At 46.8% G+C, this 19,822-nt stretch carries 16 protein-coding genes; 7 read left to right on the top strand and 9 right to left on the bottom strand.

Features of this window, described 5'->3' with window-relative positions; genetic code table 11:
* The first annotated feature begins 204 nt into the window (after positions 1-204).
* The 6 genes from ACVA58_RS26345 to ACVA58_RS26320 are packed head-to-tail and all read left to right on the top strand — an operon-like array spanning position 205 to position 5,506.
* Positions 205-648, top strand: a complete 444-nt coding sequence (locus tag ACVA58_RS26345; protein WP_446513220.1) for a PTS sugar transporter subunit IIA — start codon at positions 205-207, stop codon at positions 646-648.
* 13 nt (positions 649-661) lie between these two features.
* Positions 662-2,083, top strand: coding sequence for a PTS mannitol transporter subunit IICB (locus tag ACVA58_RS26340; RefSeq protein ID WP_446513219.1), 1,422 nt, complete (start codon positions 662-664; stop codon positions 2,081-2,083).
* A gap of 45 nt (positions 2,084-2,128) precedes the next feature.
* Positions 2,129-3,400 carry a zinc-binding dehydrogenase gene (locus ACVA58_RS26335; protein ID WP_446513218.1) on the top strand — a complete coding sequence of 424 codons (1,272 nt, stop codon included), beginning with the start codon at positions 2,129-2,131 and terminating at the stop codon, positions 3,398-3,400.
* Positions 3,401-3,458: 58 nt separating this feature from the next.
* A complete protein-coding gene (locus tag ACVA58_RS26330; protein ID WP_446513232.1) occupies positions 3,459-3,977 on the top strand; it encodes an MltR family transcriptional regulator in 519 nt (172 codons plus the stop codon).
* 9 nt (positions 3,978-3,986) lie between these two features.
* Positions 3,987-4,721, top strand: a complete 735-nt coding sequence (locus ACVA58_RS26325; RefSeq protein ID WP_446513217.1) for a nucleoside/nucleotide kinase family protein — start codon at positions 3,987-3,989, stop codon at positions 4,719-4,721.
* 38 nt (positions 4,722-4,759) lie between these two features.
* Positions 4,760-5,506 (top strand): PHP domain-containing protein, encoded by a 747-nt coding sequence (locus tag ACVA58_RS26320; protein ID WP_446513216.1) that lies wholly within the window; start codon positions 4,760-4,762, stop codon positions 5,504-5,506.
* 207 nt (positions 5,507-5,713) lie between these two features.
* Here ACVA58_RS26320 and ACVA58_RS26315 read toward each other — a convergent pair whose 3' ends face one another.
* The 7 genes from ACVA58_RS26315 to iolE all read right to left on the bottom strand — a co-directional run bounded on the left by ACVA58_RS26315 (position 5,714) and on the right by iolE (position 13,785).
* Positions 5,714-6,607, bottom strand: a complete 894-nt coding sequence (locus ACVA58_RS26315) for a MurR/RpiR family transcriptional regulator (RefSeq protein WP_446513215.1) — start codon at positions 6,605-6,607, stop codon at positions 5,714-5,716.
* A gap of 69 nt (positions 6,608-6,676) precedes the next feature.
* Positions 6,677-7,504, bottom strand: a complete 828-nt coding sequence (locus ACVA58_RS26310) for a class II fructose-bisphosphate aldolase (RefSeq protein WP_446513214.1) — start codon at positions 7,502-7,504, stop codon at positions 6,677-6,679.
* A 17-nt stretch (positions 7,505-7,521) separates the two neighbouring features.
* A complete protein-coding gene (locus ACVA58_RS26305; RefSeq protein ID WP_446513213.1) occupies positions 7,522-8,391 on the bottom strand; it encodes a 5-deoxy-glucuronate isomerase in 870 nt (289 codons plus the stop codon).
* A gap of 187 nt (positions 8,392-8,578) precedes the next feature.
* On the bottom strand, positions 8,579-9,574 hold the full coding sequence (iolC, locus tag ACVA58_RS26300) for a 5-dehydro-2-deoxygluconokinase (RefSeq protein ID WP_446513212.1): 996 nt from the start codon (positions 9,572-9,574) through the stop codon (positions 8,579-8,581).
* 12 nt (positions 9,575-9,586) lie between these two features.
* Positions 9,587-10,762 carry a Gfo/Idh/MocA family protein gene (locus ACVA58_RS26295; RefSeq protein ID WP_446513211.1) on the bottom strand — a complete coding sequence of 392 codons (1,176 nt, stop codon included), beginning with the start codon at positions 10,760-10,762 and terminating at the stop codon, positions 9,587-9,589.
* 148 nt (positions 10,763-10,910) lie between these two features.
* The gene (iolD, locus tag ACVA58_RS26290; protein ID WP_446513210.1) at positions 10,911-12,782 is read right to left on the bottom strand and encodes a 3D-(3,5/4)-trihydroxycyclohexane-1,2-dione acylhydrolase (decyclizing); all 1,872 of its coding nucleotides are present in this window, start codon (positions 12,780-12,782) and stop codon (positions 10,911-10,913) included.
* 109 nt (positions 12,783-12,891) lie between these two features.
* On the bottom strand, positions 12,892-13,785 hold the full coding sequence (gene iolE / locus ACVA58_RS26285) for a myo-inosose-2 dehydratase (protein ID WP_428649963.1): 894 nt from the start codon (positions 13,783-13,785) through the stop codon (positions 12,892-12,894).
* A gap of 574 nt (positions 13,786-14,359) precedes the next feature.
* Between iolE and ACVA58_RS26280 the strand changes: the two genes are divergently transcribed.
* On the top strand, positions 14,360-15,811 hold the full coding sequence (locus ACVA58_RS26280; RefSeq protein WP_446513209.1) for a sugar porter family MFS transporter: 1,452 nt from the start codon (positions 14,360-14,362) through the stop codon (positions 15,809-15,811).
* A 690-nt stretch (positions 15,812-16,501) separates the two neighbouring features.
* On the opposite strand, the gene ACVA58_RS26275 is transcribed toward ACVA58_RS26280, so the two are convergent.
* On the bottom strand, positions 16,502-18,898 hold the full coding sequence (locus ACVA58_RS26275) for a hypothetical protein (protein ID WP_446513208.1): 2,397 nt from the start codon (positions 18,896-18,898) through the stop codon (positions 16,502-16,504).
* Positions 18,899-19,386: 488 nt separating this feature from the next.
* Positions 19,387-19,728 carry a hypothetical protein gene (locus tag ACVA58_RS26270; protein ID WP_446513207.1) on the bottom strand — a complete coding sequence of 114 codons (342 nt, stop codon included), beginning with the start codon at positions 19,726-19,728 and terminating at the stop codon, positions 19,387-19,389.
* Positions 19,729-19,822 lie beyond the last annotated feature (94 nt).

Raw genomic sequence — 19,822 nt, 5'->3', positions numbered from 1 at the left:
TTTGATCATGTTCTAATTTTACCTATTGCTTTGTAATTTAGAAAAAGAATGAAATTTAATTACCTTGTTAATTTGAGAGCTAACAAATAAAAACCCGCTTGACACCCAAATTAACCAGATCTAAATCACAAAAATCGGCCATTTGCTTATTGAATCCGCTTGTATCGATAATAACCCCAACAAACGAATAACAAGGTTAAAGACATGCTATACGAGTTAATTGATCACGATTTAGTGGATGTCATCAACGATGGCAATTACCAATGGCAAGAAGCAGTAAGAAAAACAACTAATTACCTTGAGCAACGTGGCTACGTATCAAATCAATATGCAGATGCCATCATTCAATCGACTAAAGAAAATGGCCCTTACTACGTTTTATGTCCTGGCCTAGCAATGCCCCATGCAAGACCAGAAACAGGGGTATTGAAGACAGGCCTTGGTATTCATGTATTCCCATCACCTGTTGATTTTGGCTCTGAACTCGGTCCGGCCAATATCCTTATTACTCTAGCAGCAAAAGACTCAGATACCCACATTGAAGTGATTCAAGCCTTGAGCGAAATGTTTGTGGACGAAGAGAGCATCGAAAAACTCTCCCAAGCATCTTCTAAAGAACAAGTGCTCGAGATTATAAAAGCATACTAAGAAGGAACATAACGTGAAAACAAATATGCGAGCCAATGTCCAAGCCTTTGGGGGTCACTTGACCGCCATGGTGCTACCCAATATCGGGGCCTTCATCGCCTGGGGTTTCATTACAGCACTCTTTATTCCAACCGGTTGGATGCCAAACGAAGCCTTTGGTGAACTTGTTGGCCCAATGATCACTTACTTACTACCCCTATTGATTGGTTACACGGGGGGTCAAATCATTGGTGATAAGCGCGGCGCCGTTGCCGGTGCCATTGGTACCATGGGTGTTATCGTCGGCGCAGATATCCCAATGTTCGTCGGTGCGATGATCATGGGTCCATTGAGCGCATGGGTTATCGTGCAAATGGATAAACGTATCCAGCACCGTATACCTTCGGGCTTCGAGATGGTGGTGAACAACTTCTCACTCGGTATCGTAGGCATGATCCTGTGCTTGTTCGCCTACGAGATTGTTGGCCCAGCAGTAACAGCCGCTAACCTGTTCGTGAAATCGGGCATTGAAGCACTTGTTGCGACCGGCTTCTTACCGCTACTGGCTATCATCAACGAACCCGCCAAAGTACTGTTCCTTAACAATGCCATTGACCAAGGTATCTACTACCCACTGGGTCTACAAGCGGCAGCAGAAACCGGCAAATCTATTTTCTTTATGGTGGCATCTAACCCAGGTCCAGGTCTTGGCATGTTACTGGCTTACGCAAAATTTGGCCAAGGCCTAAGTAAACGCTCAGCACCAAGTGCCATCATCATCCATTTCTTTGGCGGTATCCACGAGCTTTACTTCCCATACGTACTGATGAAGCCAATTATGATTGTGGCGATGATTGCCGGTGCAGCAACAGGTATCGCAACATTCAACCTACTAGATGCAGGTTTGGTAGCGGGTCCTAGCCCAGGCTCTATCTTCTCTTACTTGGCACTAACACCAAAAGGCAGCTTCATCGCAACAATTGCAGGTGTGGTTTCAGCAACAGTCGTTTCCTTCCTAGTCGCCAGTGCGATTCTGAAGATGAGCAAGTCAGAAGAGAAAGAAACCGAATTTGAGCAATCTGTCACTGACATGAAAGATATGAAAGCAGAAGGTGCAGTTAAACCCGCAACGACAACAATGTCTACAGAAGCAAAACCGATTCAATTTGTTGCCTTCGCATGTGATGCGGGAATGGGATCCAGTGCGATGGGGGCCTCAACCTTCAAACGCAAACTAACCAAGGCGGGTATCGATATTGAAGTGAAGAACTTCGCTATCGAGAAAGTCCCAAGTGACGCCGATATCGTTGTCACCCATGAAAGTCTGGAAAGCCGAGCGGTAAACGCGACAGGACTACCGGTCATCACAATCAAAAACTTCCTTCACGACCCTGCTCTTGATGAGCTGATGGTAACTATCGAACAACAGATGGTCGCGACAGAGCAACCAGCCTAACAATGCAGTATGGGGCGGTTATCCGCCCCACTCAGGAGAGAAATCATGGTACAAACAACAGCAGCGGTTATCTGTGGCGAGAAGGATGTTCAACTGAGAACATTCGAATTACCAACCATTTCAGCAGACGAACTTCTTGTTAAGAACATCTCAAATAGCATTTGCCTATCAACTTACAAAGCGGCTTTGCTTGGTAGCACACACAAACGAGTTCCAGAAAATATCGAAGAAGTACCGGTGATGACCGGCCACGAATACGCTGGCATCATTGTTGAAGTGGGTGATAACCTAAAAGACAAGTTCACTGCTGGTGAGTCCTTTGTCCTGCAACCAGCAATGGGCCTTCCATCAGGCTATTCTGCCGGTTACAGCTACGAGACTTTCGGTGGTAACGCCACCTACTCAATCATTCCGAAAATCGCTATCGATTTGGGCTGTGTATTGCCTTATAAGGGTGAATACTTTGCCGATGCCTCTTTGGCTGAGCCAATGTCCTGCATCATCGGTGCTTACCACGCCAGCTACCACACCACGCAATTTGTCTACGAACATCAAATGGGCATTAAAGAAGACGGTTCATTGGCGCTACTAGCATGTGCAGGCCCAATGGGTATCGGTGCCATTGATTACGCGATTAATGGCCCAGTGAAACCAAGAATCATCGTGGTAACCGACATTGATCAAGACCGCCTTGACCGCGCTGAAAGCCTGATCCCAGTGAGCGCTGCGAAAGAGCAAGGCATTGAGCTTCACTACGTGAACACCGCGAAAATTGACGATCCTGTCACTTACCTAAAATCACTCAATGGTGACCAAGGCTACGACGATGTGATGGTTTATGCCGCGGTATCGCAGGTACTGGAACAAGCTGATGAGCTTTTAGGCAATGATGGATGCCTGAACTTCTTTGCAGGCCCTACGGACAAGAAATTCAAAGTGCCATTCAACTTCTACAACGTGCACTACGAAGCAACCCATATTGTGGGCACCTCAGGTGGTTCAACGGGTGATATGATCGAATCACTCGACCTATCATCTGACCATTTGATCAACCCGTCATTTATGATCACCCACGTAGGTGGCTTGCAGGCAGCGCCGCATACGATTTTGAATCAGCTGGAGATCCCTGGCGGTAAGAAATTAATTTACCCGCATATTGATCTGCCACTCACTGCCATTGATGACTTTATATCGCTTGCCGAGCAAGACCCGTTCTTCGCCGAGTTGGACGCCATTCTAAAAGCCAACAACTATGTATGGAACGTGGATGCAGAAAAAGCGTTACTAGAATTTTATGACGTGAGCTTAGTCGTTTAGATACAACGAAATTGTGTGGTAGCCTTTGCGCTGCCACACGATGAAGAGGTCACAAACGGTGTCACGTGAACATGAATTACTTAAGAAATTAGAAGAATGCGATAACGCGACTTCGTTTCTTCAGATTTCGAACAAAATAATCAACCTCAAGTTAAAAGCATTACTCCCAAAAGTCTTTGTCCAAGACGAGCTAGTGATGGAGTATGCTGTGGAACCACTATTACGGGAAGATGGCCCGTTGGAAACCACTGATGTCGTATCTAAACTGATGTTTGCAATGGGTAAAATTTCATTAGAAACCTATGCAGATATTGGCTTGTACAATCAGACCTTAGACTATGTCGTCACTACTTCAGACAAAGTCTCTTTCGGTGATGATGTGGTTTACGACTTCATAAAAAGCCAAGCAGTGCTCTCATCCCAGCAGGACGGCTTTTACCTTGAGTCAATAAACAAACTAAAGTTTTCTTCTTTCGAAGCCTTTTCACAGATGAGATACGAATCTCTGATCAAAACAGTCCTTAACCTGTCATGTGAGCTGTTAATTGAAAATATCGAAAGAGAGATAAAGCAATGAGGCTTCAAGATGAAAGTAAACTTGAATATCAGTGGATTTGAAACCGAAGCTGTATTTCCTGACAAAGATGTCGATACCATTCATAAACCCCTAGTTGAGAAATTCTCCCGCCTCTATCACGAAACCCAGCAACGCATCGTTATTTTTCTCAGCGCACCTCCAGGAAGTGGCAAATCCACTCTTGCCGCCTTTTGGGAACATTTGTCAGAGCAAGACGAACATCTAGAGCCTTTGCAGGTATTACCTTTTGACGGCTTCCACTACCCCAATGACATTCTCGACAACAACACCATAGAGCGCAATGGCGAGGCTATCTCTCTGCGCAGTATTAAAGGCTGTTACGAAACATTTAATCTAACTGAGCTGATCGACAAGCTTAAACAGCTAAAAGTGAAAGATCCTAAGTGGCCTTATTACGACAGAAACCTTCATGATCCAGTGGATGACGCCATTGATGTCACGCGTAATATTGTCGTTGTCGAAGGCAATTGGTTATTACTGGATGAACCGGTTTGGCAAGGACTGCATAACCTCGCTGACTTCACCGTCTTTATCGACACTCAACCAGAGTTTCTTCAAGAGCGTTTGGTTAACCGGAAAATAAGAGGCGGCACTTCACCGGAAGATGCGTTAGCGTTTTACCATCAATCCGATGCAGTGAATGTCGACAAAGTCCTCAACCAATCCATCAAGGCTGATTTAAATATATTTATGAACCGCGACGGTTCATTTGAAATCCAATAAGCTGTCCACCTCTGAAGGACCCGAACTAGGAGATCACTATGAATATCGTGATTGATAGCCACACCCATACTATTGCCAGTGGACATGCTTACAGCACCATTATCGAAAATGCCCAGGCCGCGAAAAGCAAAAAACTGAAATTGCTTTGCACCACCGACCATGCCCCGGAAATGCCAGGCGCTCCTCACTATTGGCATTTTAATAACCAACGGATCCTACCCCGCTTCTTGCATGATGTCGGGATCCTTCGTGGGGTCGAAGCCAATACCCTAAATGTCAATGGTGAAATCGACCTGCCGCCCTCGACAGACCAACACCTTGATTGGGTTATCACGAGTTTCCATGAGCCGGTGTTCAAGCCAGCGACAGAAGCCGAACATACCGCAGCACTGGTTAATGTTATCAAGAGTGGTCGAGTCGATGTACTGGGACACTTGGGTAACCCCAATTATCCGTTCGACATCGAGCAGGTGCTAACTTGTGCCAAGGAGCACAACGTGGCGATTGAGGTCAACAACACGTCGCTTACCGGTAAGAGCCGCAAAGGCAGCGACGTTCGTTGCAGCAAAATTGTTGATATTGGCAAACACATCGGCGTGTATTTCACGACCGGATCCGATGCCCATTTTAGTGAAGAAATTGCCCGATTAGATCTCGCCATCGCCCTACTGGAAAAGCACGGTGTCAATGAAGAGCAAATCCTGACGACATCAACCAGTCGCTTCCTCAACTTCCTGCTGCTTCGCGGCAAACCGGAAATCACAGAGTTTGCAGCTTTGTACTGATTGAACGAAACAGGCTGTAATTACCATTAATCAATCACCCAGAACCAAACCTCATAATCCACAAAAATGCCGACATCATGTCGGCATTTTATTTGATTTTACGAAATATTGATTAGTATTTACCCAGTAAAATGGAAAGTTACACCGGTAAATACGGATATCAGTTTTTGGGACGATTACCTTAAAAATAGAGCCTCAGGCGAGGCTCTATTTGGTATCTTTGCACATCAAGCTTACTGCCATCGTCTGGGCAAGATACACCGAGCAACTCAATGAGCGGAAGCCCAAGTTGTCGCCCTCTTGCACTTCAAAGCACACATCCATTTTACTGCCTTGTTCCATCATCTGATTATCGGTAATGGCAACAATCGGTACATTCTTTTGGTGCGCCAGTTCAATCACCTCGGTGGTTTCTGGCGCATAAGGGCTGAATGTAAAAGTAACCAGTACGTCTTTTTCACTCATCAAACGCGTCAGTGGCGATAGCATCCCACCGTTATCGTCAATCAGCACCACGTTGTTGTTGGACTTCATCAAGGCATACCAGAGGTAGAATGCCACAGGGTAGGCCCGCCGCATGCCCTGGATATAAATGGTATCAGCATCTTCCAGTAAACTGACTGCCCTATCGAGTTTTTGTGGCGATACGGATATTTGCAGTTGCTCCATCGCCTCAATATTTGCAGCGCCGAAATCATGGAAAATAGCCGCCGCAGAATCAGGGCCAAACTTGGCTTCGTTTCTTGCTTTTCGTACCCGTTCTTTGTAATCGCGCGGACGATTGAAGTAGTGATTGCGAAAGACGGCCTGCATCGAGCTAAACCCTGAAAATCCCATTGCGCTGGAGAAACGACTGAGGGTAGACAAAGGCACATTGGCTTGCTGGGCAATGGTGACCATAGTTTCAACGGCCACCAGCATAGGTTGCGCCATCACAAAATCTGCAACCTGCTGAAGACGCGGACTCAAATCATCATAGCGCCTAACGATTTGATCCTTCAATGTATCGAGCTCTGTGGTGCCTAGACCCTTAGTTCCTAGAGCATTAGTGTCAAGGCCAGCAGTGTCCTGACCCGTGGCTACACGTTCGGCTACTTCCATACGTTCATACTCTCCCGCGCTGAAAAAAATGCCCTGCGATTAACAGGGCCAAATTAATTACGACAGTTTTTACGACAGCAGTTTGAAGTTTCGAATTGCTTCTTCCTTCACAAAAGGCATCGCCTTTTGCATAAAGTAGATCCGATCAAATTTCTCAGGCTCTTCATTCATGAAACCACGCAGGTTATTACCCAGCGCTTGGCGCAAACAGGTGCCGATGTTGAATTTTGATACACGAGTACGCTTTAGTACTTCCATATCTTCATCGCGGATACCACTGGTACCGTGGATAACCAGCGGGATATCGACCATGCTGGCGATCTTGTCCAAGCGACCAAAATCAATGGTGCATGTAGGCTCGGTCAAACGGTGCACGTTGCCGACTGAGACAGCAACACAATCCGCACCACTTTCAGTGGCAAAACGCGCAGCTTCTTCGGCTTCGGTATAGATAGATTTGATATGGTCACGGCCTTCGTCATAAGGTACCGAGCCAATCTCACCTTCTACCGAAGCACCCAGTGCGTGGGCAACATCAGCCACGGCACGAGTACGGGCGATGTTCTCTTCAAGCGATAGCTGAGAACCATCAAACATAACAGAGCTAAAACCCGCCTTTAACGCCTTGAAGACGATCTCTTCTTCGTAGGTATGATCCAAATGTAGACACACTGGCACTGAACTATTTTTTGCCAACGGAAGCAACATTGCCGCAGCGGTTTCTACCCCGTAAAAATCGGCAACATCTTTGTTGCAAGCCAAGATCACGGGCTTGTTAACGGCTTCTGCTGCTTCAACGACAGCACGTGCATCTTCATAGCCAAACACATTAAAACAAGGGACTGAATAATCAGAAGCCGCAGCTTCAGGCAAAAGATCTTTTAAATTAACGAGCATATTGGTAAGCCTCCGTGTTATTTGAACTTGGCGATCATGTCCTTGATGCCAGGGATCGTCTCTACTTGGTATTCGTGATGCGGGTCAAAGTGCTGGATAAGCGACTTCTCGGTTTTGCCAACGATAATAGTGAAGTAGTACATCTCATAGCCCGGTGCCGCGACACTTGGGTGATAGCCTTTATCGATGGCAATCACAGAGCCTGTGCGAACGTGGTAAACCGGGCCAAAGTCATCTTCATGCTCATACAGGAACTGGGCACCGAAACCAAAACCTGGGTTGAAACGGAACTGGTACACTTCTTCGTACAGCGTCTCTTTGCTACCGTCCGGCTTAACACGGTCTTCATCATGCTTGTGAGGAGGGAAACCAGACCAGCCACCCGCACCAACCGTAAACAACTCGCTAACCAGTAGGCGGCCGCGCTTGTCAGAATTGGATTGGCCAAGTACATGCTTGATCTTACGGTGGGTTTTGGTGTCATCAGAGCCGTATTGCACGATATCGACTTGATCTTGACGGCTGCAGAAGGGCTCTAGTGATTCTTCGAATTTGCCACCTGCAATCATCACATCGGCAGTATCGCTCACACACTCAATTTCTGCGCTGTAGCCAAGCGGCACATAAACAGACTCTGGGTTACCTTCCCACACTGACTTACGCTGACCAATATTGTCGAATACCTCGGTTTTCTCGCCGTTGGTCACGGTAATTGAGCAGGTACCACCAGCGAGTACGATCACGGACTCGTAACCTTCTACAACGTGCTGGTGCTGCTCGCCTTGTGAAAGATGAACTTGGTTGAAATAACACAATGGTGTGACTTCATCGTTCACATCAACAATTGGCTGGTTTTTATTATCAAACGGCGGGATATGCTTACCCATGGTTCTCTCTCCTCACTGCCTGATCAACCTTGCCCATTGATCAGTACAGCCTTGTAATTATGTTGTTTTATTTTTTAGGGAATAAAAAAGCCGGGTCTCGATGGTGTGTACCGATGGAAGACTGAAAATCCAGTGGTACTGACCCGGCTGACCAAAATACGCTTTCACTTGACGCTAATAGCGACAGTTAAAGGCCTTGTTCTCTGGTCTCAATAAAGTCAAACAGTTGTTCTTTGGTTGGCATCGCTTCGGTACAGCTGTTACCACTAACGTTAATCGCTGCGGCTGCCGAGCCGTGCTTCACGCCGTCTTCCAGTTCGCCACCGTTAACCAGCGTCCAGATCAAGCCGCCTGCAAATGAATCGCCAGAGCCAAATGGCTTCTGAACATCCACGCGGAAGATACCTTGTTGGAATTTATGACCATCTCGGCAGTACACTTTTGAACCGAACTCACCGGCTTTAACCACCACAACCTGGGTGTTTGCTCGAAGGAAGCGATCAGCCGTTGCATCATCATCGGTATTACCCGGTGCCAACACGGTTTCCATCATGTCGAATTCTTCGCGGTTACCGATAACGATATCCGATAGGCCTGCTGCAATGCCGTAATAGATGGAAGCGTCGACATCGGTACGCCATGAATATGGACGGTAATCAACATCCAATACGACTAACGTGTTGCTGCGGCGCGCATGCTCCATGGCAATCAGTGTTGCTTCACGACTCGGGCTTTCAGAAAGCGCGGTACCCGTTACAACCAGTACTTTCGAGCTTGCGATGTACTCTGGGTCTACTTGCTCTGGTTTGATGGTCAAATCAGACGCTTTGTTACGGTAAATCAATACCGTACAGTCACTTGGCTTCATCTCGGTAAACGCCACTGATGTGCGCGAGCCCGAGTTATCTGTCATCATGCCGTCAAGATTGATACCCTGGCCTGACATGTACTGCTTCACGTAGCCACCGAATGCATCATCAGCGACACACCCGATAAACCCGACCTTGCCGCCAAGTTTGCTCACCGCTACTGCGATGTTGGCAGCCGAGCCACCGACGAATTTGTTGAAGCCTGAAATATCAGCCATGTCCGTGTTTGATTCACGGGCGTATAAATCTACGCCCGCACGTCCCAACACGATGGCATCCAGCTTGCGGTCTTGCTGAAGTGCAATCTTTGTCATGGTCCGTTCCTATTACTCGTAATCTACCCAAGCCGCATTTTGATCTGCAGACTCAACACATTTCTCACAAAGGCGTACACCTTCAATACCCGCATCGATACCTGGGAACCAGATACCGGCTAGCTCAGCTTGGTCGTCGCGGTCTGCCGCATCAAACGCCAGCGCAAAGCGGTGGTATAGGTTTGCCCAAGACTCGAAGTAACCTTCTGCGTGGCCACCGCCAACACGGTTAGATGCCACACCCGGTGCATCTTGGTGTAGATAGCCCATGCCACGCTCAAGAACGCGAGATGCCTCACCTTGTACTTCGTAGCGAAGTTGGTTTGGTTGCTCATCCCACCATTCGATAGACGCTTTAGATCCGACGATGCGGATCTTCTGCTGGTGCATAGAGCCTGAGTTAACCGCGGATGCCCAAAGGGTACCGACTGCGCCACCTTTGAATTCCATCATTACATGAGCATTATCTTCTAGTGGAGTACGCGACTTGATGAAGCTCTGACGCATGCAAGATAGACGGTCAACTTCAAGGCCAGTCATGACTTCGCATAGGTAGAACGCGTGAGTACCGATATCACCCAGTACATACGTTGGGCCAGAAACCTCTGGGCTTACACGCCACTTCAAGCCTGGATCGTTCAGTTCGTACTCTTCGTTATGGAAGCCGTGGGCAAACTGCATGTTGATAACGCGGATTTCACCTAGGTCGCCACGCTGAACCATTTCACGCGCCTGCTGAACCATTGGGAAACCGCTGTAGCCATACATCACACCGATAACACGGTTGTTTTTCGCTGCAATTTCTTTTAGCTCTTCGGCTTCTTCAGTCGTGAAAGTGATTGGCTTTTCACAAACTACGTGCAGGTTTGCTTCTAGCGCTGCTTTACAGATTGCATAGTGCGTTGAGTTCGGTGTTGCGATAGAGACAGCTTGGATACCGTCTTCACGCTGTGCTTCTTGCTCGAACATCTCTTGGTAGTTGGCGTAGCAACGGTCACCTTCTAGGCCTAGGTTTTCACCGAAATCACGGCAACGAGCAGGGTCTAGATCGAAAGCACCGGCAACCAATTTGAACAGACCATCACGCTGTGCTGCGTTGCGGTGCGAGTAACCGATCTGGCTACCACGGCCACCACCTACCATTGCCCAGCGGATTGGTTGGTCAAAATGACGTTCTTCATTAAACATGGTTCACTCCTTGGCAGGTATCACGGCCTCCTTAAGCTTATGTAGCTAGGCTGTCTGTGATACCTGCGGGTAAATTATTGGAAATATTAAAGTTTAAAAGTTCGGAATTCGTTATCGCTTAGACGCTATGGTCTTGAAAGCCTCAGCCCTATACACCACGACGTTGCGCAGCTCGGCCTTCTTCCCAGTCAGCGACTTTCTTCGCAGTCTCTTCGTTGCGAGTCACTTCTGGTAAACCCACTTCCCACCAGCAATCACACTTGGACCATGCCGCAGGGGATACTGGGTCGATATCAACCACAATCACATAAGTGCGGTCCGCTTCTTTAGCGCGGGCAAAGGCAGCATCAAACTCGTCAACAGACGTCAGTTTCTCGGAAATTGCACCTTGTGCTTCTGCGTGCTTAGCGAAATCGACGCGAGCCAGTTCGCCATCTGGGCGGCGGCAGTCTTCAAGTAAGTTGTTGAATGACTCGTTACCAGTGTTGTTCTGTAGTTTGTTGATAACCGCGAAGCCGCCGTTGTCACACACCACCACAATCATCTTGTGGCCAGTCAGAACTGAAGAGTAGATATCTGAGTTCTGGATAAGGTATGAACCATCACCCACAAGTACCACAACGTCGTTGTCTGGGTTGGCAACTTTTGCGCCCCAGCCACCAGCAATTTCGTAGCCCATGCATGAGTAGCCAAAATCGATATCGAACTTACCAATCTGGTAGTTCTGCCAGTTCATAGAAAGCTCAGCCGGTAGACCACCCGCAGCGGTCAGTACGGTGTCGCCTTTTTCCATCGACTTGTTCAGCTTGCCGATCACTTCCGCGTATGAAGACATACCTGGTAGCAAATCGCCTTCTTGTGGGTGGGTACGGCGATGAACCAGTGCTTTCCACTCATCGGCTTCTGCTTTGGCTTTTGCCGACCACTCATCACCCGAACGCCAATCTCCTAGTAGAGTGGATAGCTTGGTCATTGAGCTTTTCGCATCACCCAGTACTGGATAAGACATGTGCTTGATGGCATCGAACTTGGCTACGTTGATACTGACCAGCTTCATATCTGGGTTCTTGAATACTGTCCAAGAGCCAGTGGTAAAATCTTGCAAACGCGTACCAATAGCCAGTACCACATCCGCTTCGTTAGCCATGTGATTAGCAGAATCTGAACCCGTTACACCGATTGGGCCTGCGTTCAATGGGTTGTCTTGTAGCATTGTGGCACGACCAGCAATGGTCTCGACCACTGGAATATTGTGCTTACCTGCGAAGGCTGCTAGCTCGTCAGTCGCTAGCGAGTAGTGAACACCACCACCAGAGATGATCAACGGCTTCTTCGCCTTTAGCAGGATCTCTTTCGCTTCTTCCAGAACAATCATTTCAGGCTCTGGACGGCGGATACGATGCAGTTTTTCAGCAAAGAAAACTTCAGGGAAGTCGTAAGCCACACCTTGGATATCTTGCGGCAAACCTAGGAATACCGGACCACAGGTTGCTGGGTCTAACATAGTATCTAGTGCTTGCGGCAATGTGTGCATTAGCTGGGTTGGTGATAGCACGCGGTCCCAGTAGCGCGTTAGCGGCTTGAATGCATCATTTGAAGTCACAGACGGATCTTCGAAGTTCTCCGGCTGTTGTAAAACTGGGTCTGGCAGACGGCTAACATAAGCATCACCAGAGATAAGTAGAAGAGGTAGACGGTTAGTGTGCGCGATACCCGCAGCAGTTACCATGTTGGTCGCACCTGGGCCAATTGAGCTGGTTGCAATACCAATACGACGACGCTGATTAGCCTTCGCGTATGCAATGGCTGCTGTTGCCATCGACTGTTCATTCTGACCGCGCCAGGTTGGGATTTTATCTTCAATATTCTTTAGCTGCTGGCCAAAGCACGTCACATTACCGTGACCGAAAATCGCAAAGGCGGCACCAAAAAGTTGTTCTTTCTTTCCATCAATTTCAATCATTTGTGCTGCAAGATACTTGGCAAGCGCTTCAGCAACAGTCAGGCGTACAGTATTCATTGTCTTCCTCAATATTCAGTACCCGATGGGGTATCCCGACCCCAGCTCCACCTCCCAGTTGGTGCAGCCGGGGATACTTTAGGGGGTCAATACCCCCAAGGGTTCTTTATTACAGACCGTACTTGTTCGCGTAGCCATTGATGTTCTCAAAAGCTGTTTTTGCGAACGTTAGTGGGTGCGCTTTAGCAGGATCCTGCTCGGCTTCAACCAATAGCCAGCCTTTGTAGTCGCGCTCTTTTAGTGCAGCGAATACGTCGTCATAATCAACATCGCCAGTACCAGGAACGGTAAATACACCATCAAGAACTGCGTTAAGGAATGACTTGTCTGCATCGCGAGCGGCCTTCATAACGTCTAGGCGTAGGTCTTTAAAGTGCATGTGACCGATACGGTGGCCCCAGCGCTTGATCATGGTGACAGGGTTACCGCCGCCATATGTGATGTGACCAGTGTCCAGCGTTAGGTGAACTGCGTCGCCAGTGAGCTCCATCATCAGGTTGATGTCGTCTTCTGTTTCACAGATGGTGCCCACGTGGTGGTGGAAAGACAGCTTGATGTCATGCTCGTTTAGTAGGTACTCAGAAACAGTCGTTAGCTTCTCACAGTAAGCTTTCCACTCATCCATAGTCAGGATAACGCGCTGAGATAGAGGGGTGTTGATGTCGCCGTGAACTGTGTTGCTCACTTCACCAAATACCATCGCTTTACAACCCGCCGCTTTCAGCAGTTTGATGTGCTCCTGCATAGCTGCAATTTCTTCGTCCGCGGTTAGCGTCATCAGGTTGCCGCTGTACCAGCCAGACGCTAGAACCAGGCCGTGTTTTTCTAGAAGAGGGATAAGTACTTCTGGCTCACGTGGGTATTTAGTACCGAGTTCAGTACCGGTAAAGCCCGCTTCTGCCATCTCACTCAAACATGTTTCCAATGGGATCTCACCACCCAATTCTGGCATATCATCGTTAGTCCAAGTCAGTGGGCTGATTCCGTATTGCACATTGCTCATGTTTGTTCTCCAACAATAACTTAAATAAAAAATTTAACGTGATGAGGTGATTTGACTGTTCTCTGGATTATGCTTTTTTGATATCCAAGTAAAGAACTTCGCTCTCTTCACCGTTCGCTTAACTTGGGAATCACTATAACCAAAAAAAACAAAATGAAAAATATTTTTCGATCACTGAAAAGCATTGCAGCATTTCGATAAAAATAGAAAAAACCCAGCAACCACGCGGTCTGAGGCGATTTTTTGAGCAAGATCACAAACCGATAAAACAAAATAAAAACAAACACTTGGAGCTATTATTTATTTTGAAAAATATTTTTCTTAATTTGATCCAGATATCATTTACGAATAAAAAGTCACTTTGGGTATAGCCGAGAGCAAATGATGTCCATATGATAAAACCATCACCTTATGAAAAAATATTTTCAAAGCAACATATAACAACTACAGATAAAAGGGTGAAATAAAATAGCCGATACCTATGCCCTACAGTAATAGGCGTATCGGACCGCTACCCAGCTCATGCTTATTCGATGGTTGAGTGAGAGAAGGGAAAAAAATCAAGGAGCAACACATGTCACCCACAACCGCGGCCGAGGCCCGAAAACATAATTTTGCTTACATTATTCGAATTTGTTGTATCGCAGCCCTAGGGGGTATTTTATTAGGTTATGATACCGCTGTTATTTCTGGCGCTATTGGTCCTATCAGAGAGCACTTCGGGTTAACCTCTGCACAAACTGGCTGGGCAGTATCAAGTGTTGTTCTAGGTAGTATTATCGGTGCCGTCAGCGCTGGTTGGTCCGCTCTTAAATATGGCCGTCGTAAAACCCTCTTCATGGCTGCCATCCTCTTCATGATTTCCGCCATCGGCTCGGCACTGGCCACCACCTTTACTTTCTATGTCATGCTTCGCATCGTTGGTGGTATCGCGGTTGGCTTAGCCTGTGTCGTTTCACCAATGTACATGTCTGAAGTGGCACCGAAAGACTTCCGAGGCCGTGCCGTCAGTATGTTCCAACAATCTGCTGTTATCGGTCAAACAGGGGTGTTCTACGTTAACTACCTGATTGCCAAAGGCATGAGTGAAACTTGGTTGGTTGATATGGGCTGGCGCTGGATGCTGGGCTCAGAAGTGCTTCCAGCCGCACTGTTTGCTGGCCTGTTGTTCCTTATCCCTGAATCACCACGTTGGCTGGTACTGAAAGGAAAAGTCGATGAGGCTAAAGACACCCTATCACGTATTTCAAACCCTAATCATGCTGATCAGTTGATCGGCGAGATCCAAGCATCACTGGCAGATTCAAATGCACCAGGCAAGAAGCAAGTCAGCCTGCGTTCACCACTTCTGTTTGCAATCTTGGTGATCGGTACCTTCGTTGCTGCCGCCCAGCAGCTAACCGGTATCAACGTGATTATGTACTACACGCCGGAAATCCTAAGACCAATTACCGGTAGTACTGAAAACGCCCTATTCCAGACCACCTTCGTCGGTATTGTCTTCATCCTCGGTAACGCGCTAGGTATGTACCTCATCGATAAAGTCGGTCGTTTGCCACTGATGAAATACGGTACCTTCGGCTGTGCAGTGGGTATGACGGTTGTCGGTTATGTACTTTACACTGGCACTGAAGGCTACGCGGCATTGTTCGCACTATGTCTATACGTTGTTTCTTACGCGACATCGTGGGGTTGTGCATGCTGGACCATGATTTCGGAAATCTTCCCGAACAGCATCCGCTCCCGTGCAATGTCTATCGCGGTGGGTGCACAGTGGTTCACCGGTTTCATCGTCACCCAGTCGTTCCCAATGCTGAATGACAATGCCTTCCTAAGAGAGCATTTCAACGGTGCATTCAGCTTCTGGTTGTTCGCCATCCTGTCACTGATTTGTATGTTTGTTGTGGTCAAATTCGTTCCAGAAACCAAAGGTGTCAGCCTGGAGAAAATGGAAGAAGTGATGGCCAAGAAACTTGGCAAAAAAGTACCAGCACCAGCTGCTACTGAAGCCCAAGCAAACGCTTAATCTATTTTCTCTACCAAATTCCAACTGCTCCACATTTGGAAGAACAAACAGGCTTACCTCTCGGAGTACCGCCTAAAAACCATGTACTGAAAAGTTGGGTGGGTGGGTGGCATCACTCTTAGCAAGGATCAAACCCAACAAAGTATAAAATACACACTGATGTTCACTATGTACTGTCAGTGTGTATTTTGATTCTGCTGTAGTGACGTGTTACTGGCCTCACAACGCCAAGTAAAATCACTATTCACAGAACTAGCCACGTCATAATGAGCTAGTCAGGTTCACACTGGTAATGACCTACAAGTTTGCCAGGATGAGTCCTAGCACGAAGCTGGACATAACCTTCATAGCCTCATTAATATTTTCTACAGTGTTGGTATTAGTCTTTATATGACAAGTTGCTTTTCTAGCATGTCAGAATCGAGCCTCCGAATTTATCGGCTCGATTCTTGTTTAAGAAAAAATCAATCCTCCATCTGAAGACAATCACTACTTTATTTACGCCAAGCGTCATACAAAATTTCAGCTAAAGGCACAGAAAGAAATATGATGTACGGGCTAGTGGTCATTTTCACTGAGGATAGGAAATCGTAAGAATATTCCAAGCCCAAGAAGGAAAAGCACCCCGTGGAATAGTGAGGCGCTTAAAGAATATAGCAGTTTTGCCAATGTAGATACTTGCTCTACATTTTAGTACCAAGCATAGTCTTCCAACTCCCAGTCAAAGCGGTTAGTTTCAATATGCTTTTCATTGTAGTCAGAATGACAGTTTGGCGAAAAGGGCTCACTTCTGCGCATGCCAACGCGCTCTGATACATGGCTAAAGCGGTATAAACGACTAAAGAAACTGTCAGGGTTGTACTCCATCTTGAAGTAAGACTGCATGTGCTCTTCAACAGGCATGAACTCATTGTCTAAATAGAGCGCATGACTGAGTGACGAACCTGAATGCGTCGCATAAGAAGGATACTGAGGGGCATTGGTGATCAGTTGGGAGTCGACCACAGTCACATTATCTCCGAAAGTCCACTGGGCAATCTCACTCAGTGCCGAGCTATATTTGTTGCCCAGATAGAGGTTCCCGTACTCTGGGATATTCCGCGGGTACTCAATCTCAGTGTCACCAACAAATTGTGGGGCATATTTGTTTTGATCATGACACAGGAACTTCAACGACTCATCAACGGGTAAGCGGGAAGGAAGTTCATAAAACGTCACGGGAAAGAAAGGACGTTCGTACTCAAAGCCAAATTTAGCCCAAGTACCGCCAGAGATATGGGTGTTTTTTTGGCTGTTGAGTTTAAGCTCGGTCAGCAACGCCCCCGTGACCTTGCCGCCAACCGCTGTATCAAAGCCACCCAGTAACTTGCGATCTTTAATTCTTAATCCGACAGACTTGCGGTGAATATCGGTATTGTAGCCAGCGGTTCCCTCCCCTTTTAAGCCAAACAGGTTAATTTCTGGGAATAGACCAGCAGTGAAACCTGTATGAATCTCAATCGGGAAAAATGGCAATATAAGCCCAGTTGGACTCACTCCCTTAACTACAATTTTGAGCGGCTCCTCAATGAAGACGTTAACGGAGCTGGAAGGGTAAGCGACGGGTGTAAGAAACTTGGAACGCATCACCTTCACTTCAGTGGTTACCTGCGCGACGGCTTGTTGTGTTGCGGTCAGGCTGATCTCCATCTGTGGATCAAAATAGAGTTCGAAACCTGGCCTTGCTTTGAATTCCAATGCAGCACTGTCTTTAAAAAATCGCTTAATGGTACGACCGACCACACCCGGCGCGTTACCGAGATTATAGCCCCAATGACCGATGCGCTCGAAATAGAGAGGTAGTTCAGCTTTTGCGGCGAATTTTGCTGAAAGCTCTGCAGAAAAATTGTGACTACAGGTGTTTTTCATCATAGAGCCGCCACCCAAGTTATTGCTCATGTCGCATCGCAATGTAGATAGGTGGTTTTTAATACATAAGCTGATTTCATATGCGTCCGATTTTTTATCTACACACATATTGAGATTGGGATACTCGTCAGGAAACGCTAGCGACAGCAAGCCTTCACCATTCTGATAGAAATTAGGTGACGCTGAATAGGCTCTCAAAGCGGCTTCCGCGTCTTCCGGTAACCATTCTGTCGTGGTTGAAATCACCAGTGGGTTGTCTTCTGAGAAGATCTCACTGAGCATGGCGGGTGCGTAGTATAGCTTGCCTGGGTGATCCTCTTTTTCACGGACGACATAGAGCTCGTCACCAAAAGCGACCAGCTCACCTAAGGCTTCTTCCGGCTCAGGGAGATTGTCTAAGCGACTGACTGCACTTTTTTCAGCGATATCTAAGAGTGTTGGCGCGGTGTGAGACGTTTGGTATTCCAACTCCGCCGAAGCAACTTCAGTACCATCCTCCATCTGAGCGGTGAGGAAAAGGACATAGTCGGTATCTGCATCTGCTGGAAACGCATAAGAGAGGTTGTGCGTTTGATATACCCCTTCAAGTACCCAAGGTGATGACTGTTTGGCAACATGGAGTGAATAGGTGACGGTATCCAATACTTGGCTATCAAAGGTAGCGGGTAGCCATTCAACATACACTAACCCTTCTTCCAATTGGGTGGCAATATTAGGGCCGCTTAAATAGGGTAACTCTCCCGACGAGGTTATATTCACAGGAATTTGCAGTGCTTGAATAAGCGTTTCATTGTCCATAACGGAAATGACAGCGTCTATTTCAAGGTTATCTGACGAAATAGCAGGACTGACAAATGAAGCGTGGTTTTCTGAATATTGGATAATCGGTAATCGCACATCTTCAACATCACTATTAAGGTGCCAATGTAGGCTTAATCCATCGTCCAAAAAAGACTCGACCTCGATACCCACACGAGAGCCAGACGCGGCCTTTAATTCGGTTGGTATACAGAGAGAGCCTCTGTCTTCGATGTTAACACAATGATCTGCCTCGGGAGGCGGAATAACGACAGGCGGTAACTCAGGCGGTGGTTCTGGTGGTTGCTCAGGAGCAGAGCCGCCACCGCTATTACATCCAGCTAAAAGCATAGCTAGCGTGAATAATTTAATGTTTTTCATTTTTACTACTCAAAAAAAGGAGCTGGAAATTACCATTGCTTTCTTTTATTGAGAAAAAAACATTGTAAGCAAGCATTTCTGCCAAACAATCCACTTATACGAGTTTCGTAATCTATTCTCATATAGCGCCATTGAATACCGTATTTCGATATTGTTTGAAGTATTAAAAGCCTAACTTTAGAATTGTACAACGAGATCAGTTACATGAAGGTTTGTGGTAGCAATAAGCTAGCCATGTTAATTCGAATCTGGGAGGTAAATTACTTGCTAATGATGCAGGCCTTTGCCTCCACCCTTCGTTTGAGAGTAGGTATGTGAAGTATCATTACCATACTTCTTCCAGCGATTACCTTTGGATAGTACAGAGCAGCCATGAAATTCATCAAGTTCAGCCTCACGCTGGAATGCTTGACGATATTCTTCTTGAATTCGTCGCTTTTTCTCAGTGAATGTTTTGTAGCTATTATATTTATCAGCAACCGTATGAGTTACGAAGGCCCATTAAAGAATTTATCGGACAAAGACGAAGACTTAAAGGTTAGTATCTCGCCATCTATATCAACATCAAGATAAACCGCATTCCCAGCCTCACGCACCTCTAGTACAGGGCCATCCCCAAAGGTTTTGTGCGAAAGAATTATGCTGTGCTCTTTTTCGTAAACATCAAGGAAGTCCTTACCAAGAACATTTAGCGCTCGCATACAATTGGGCGAAGTATGGCCAGTGTGAGGTTCATCTAGCTTAGTAGTTAGCGCTATATCGGATTTAATGTCAGGTTCATTTTTTTGGGAAAAAAATTGACTAATTACATTCCAAAGCTTTCTTAACATATACATTTTCTATTTTACTTTTTTGCATACAAGCATATAGATTGATTTCTATCATAACTAACAGCCTGAGAAGTTACTATTGATAACTCTAACT

The organism is Photobacterium sp. DNB22_13_2, from assembly GCF_052873915.1.
Note: the sequence above shows the minus strand (reverse complement) of the source record. Positions and strands in the feature narration are given on the sequence as shown.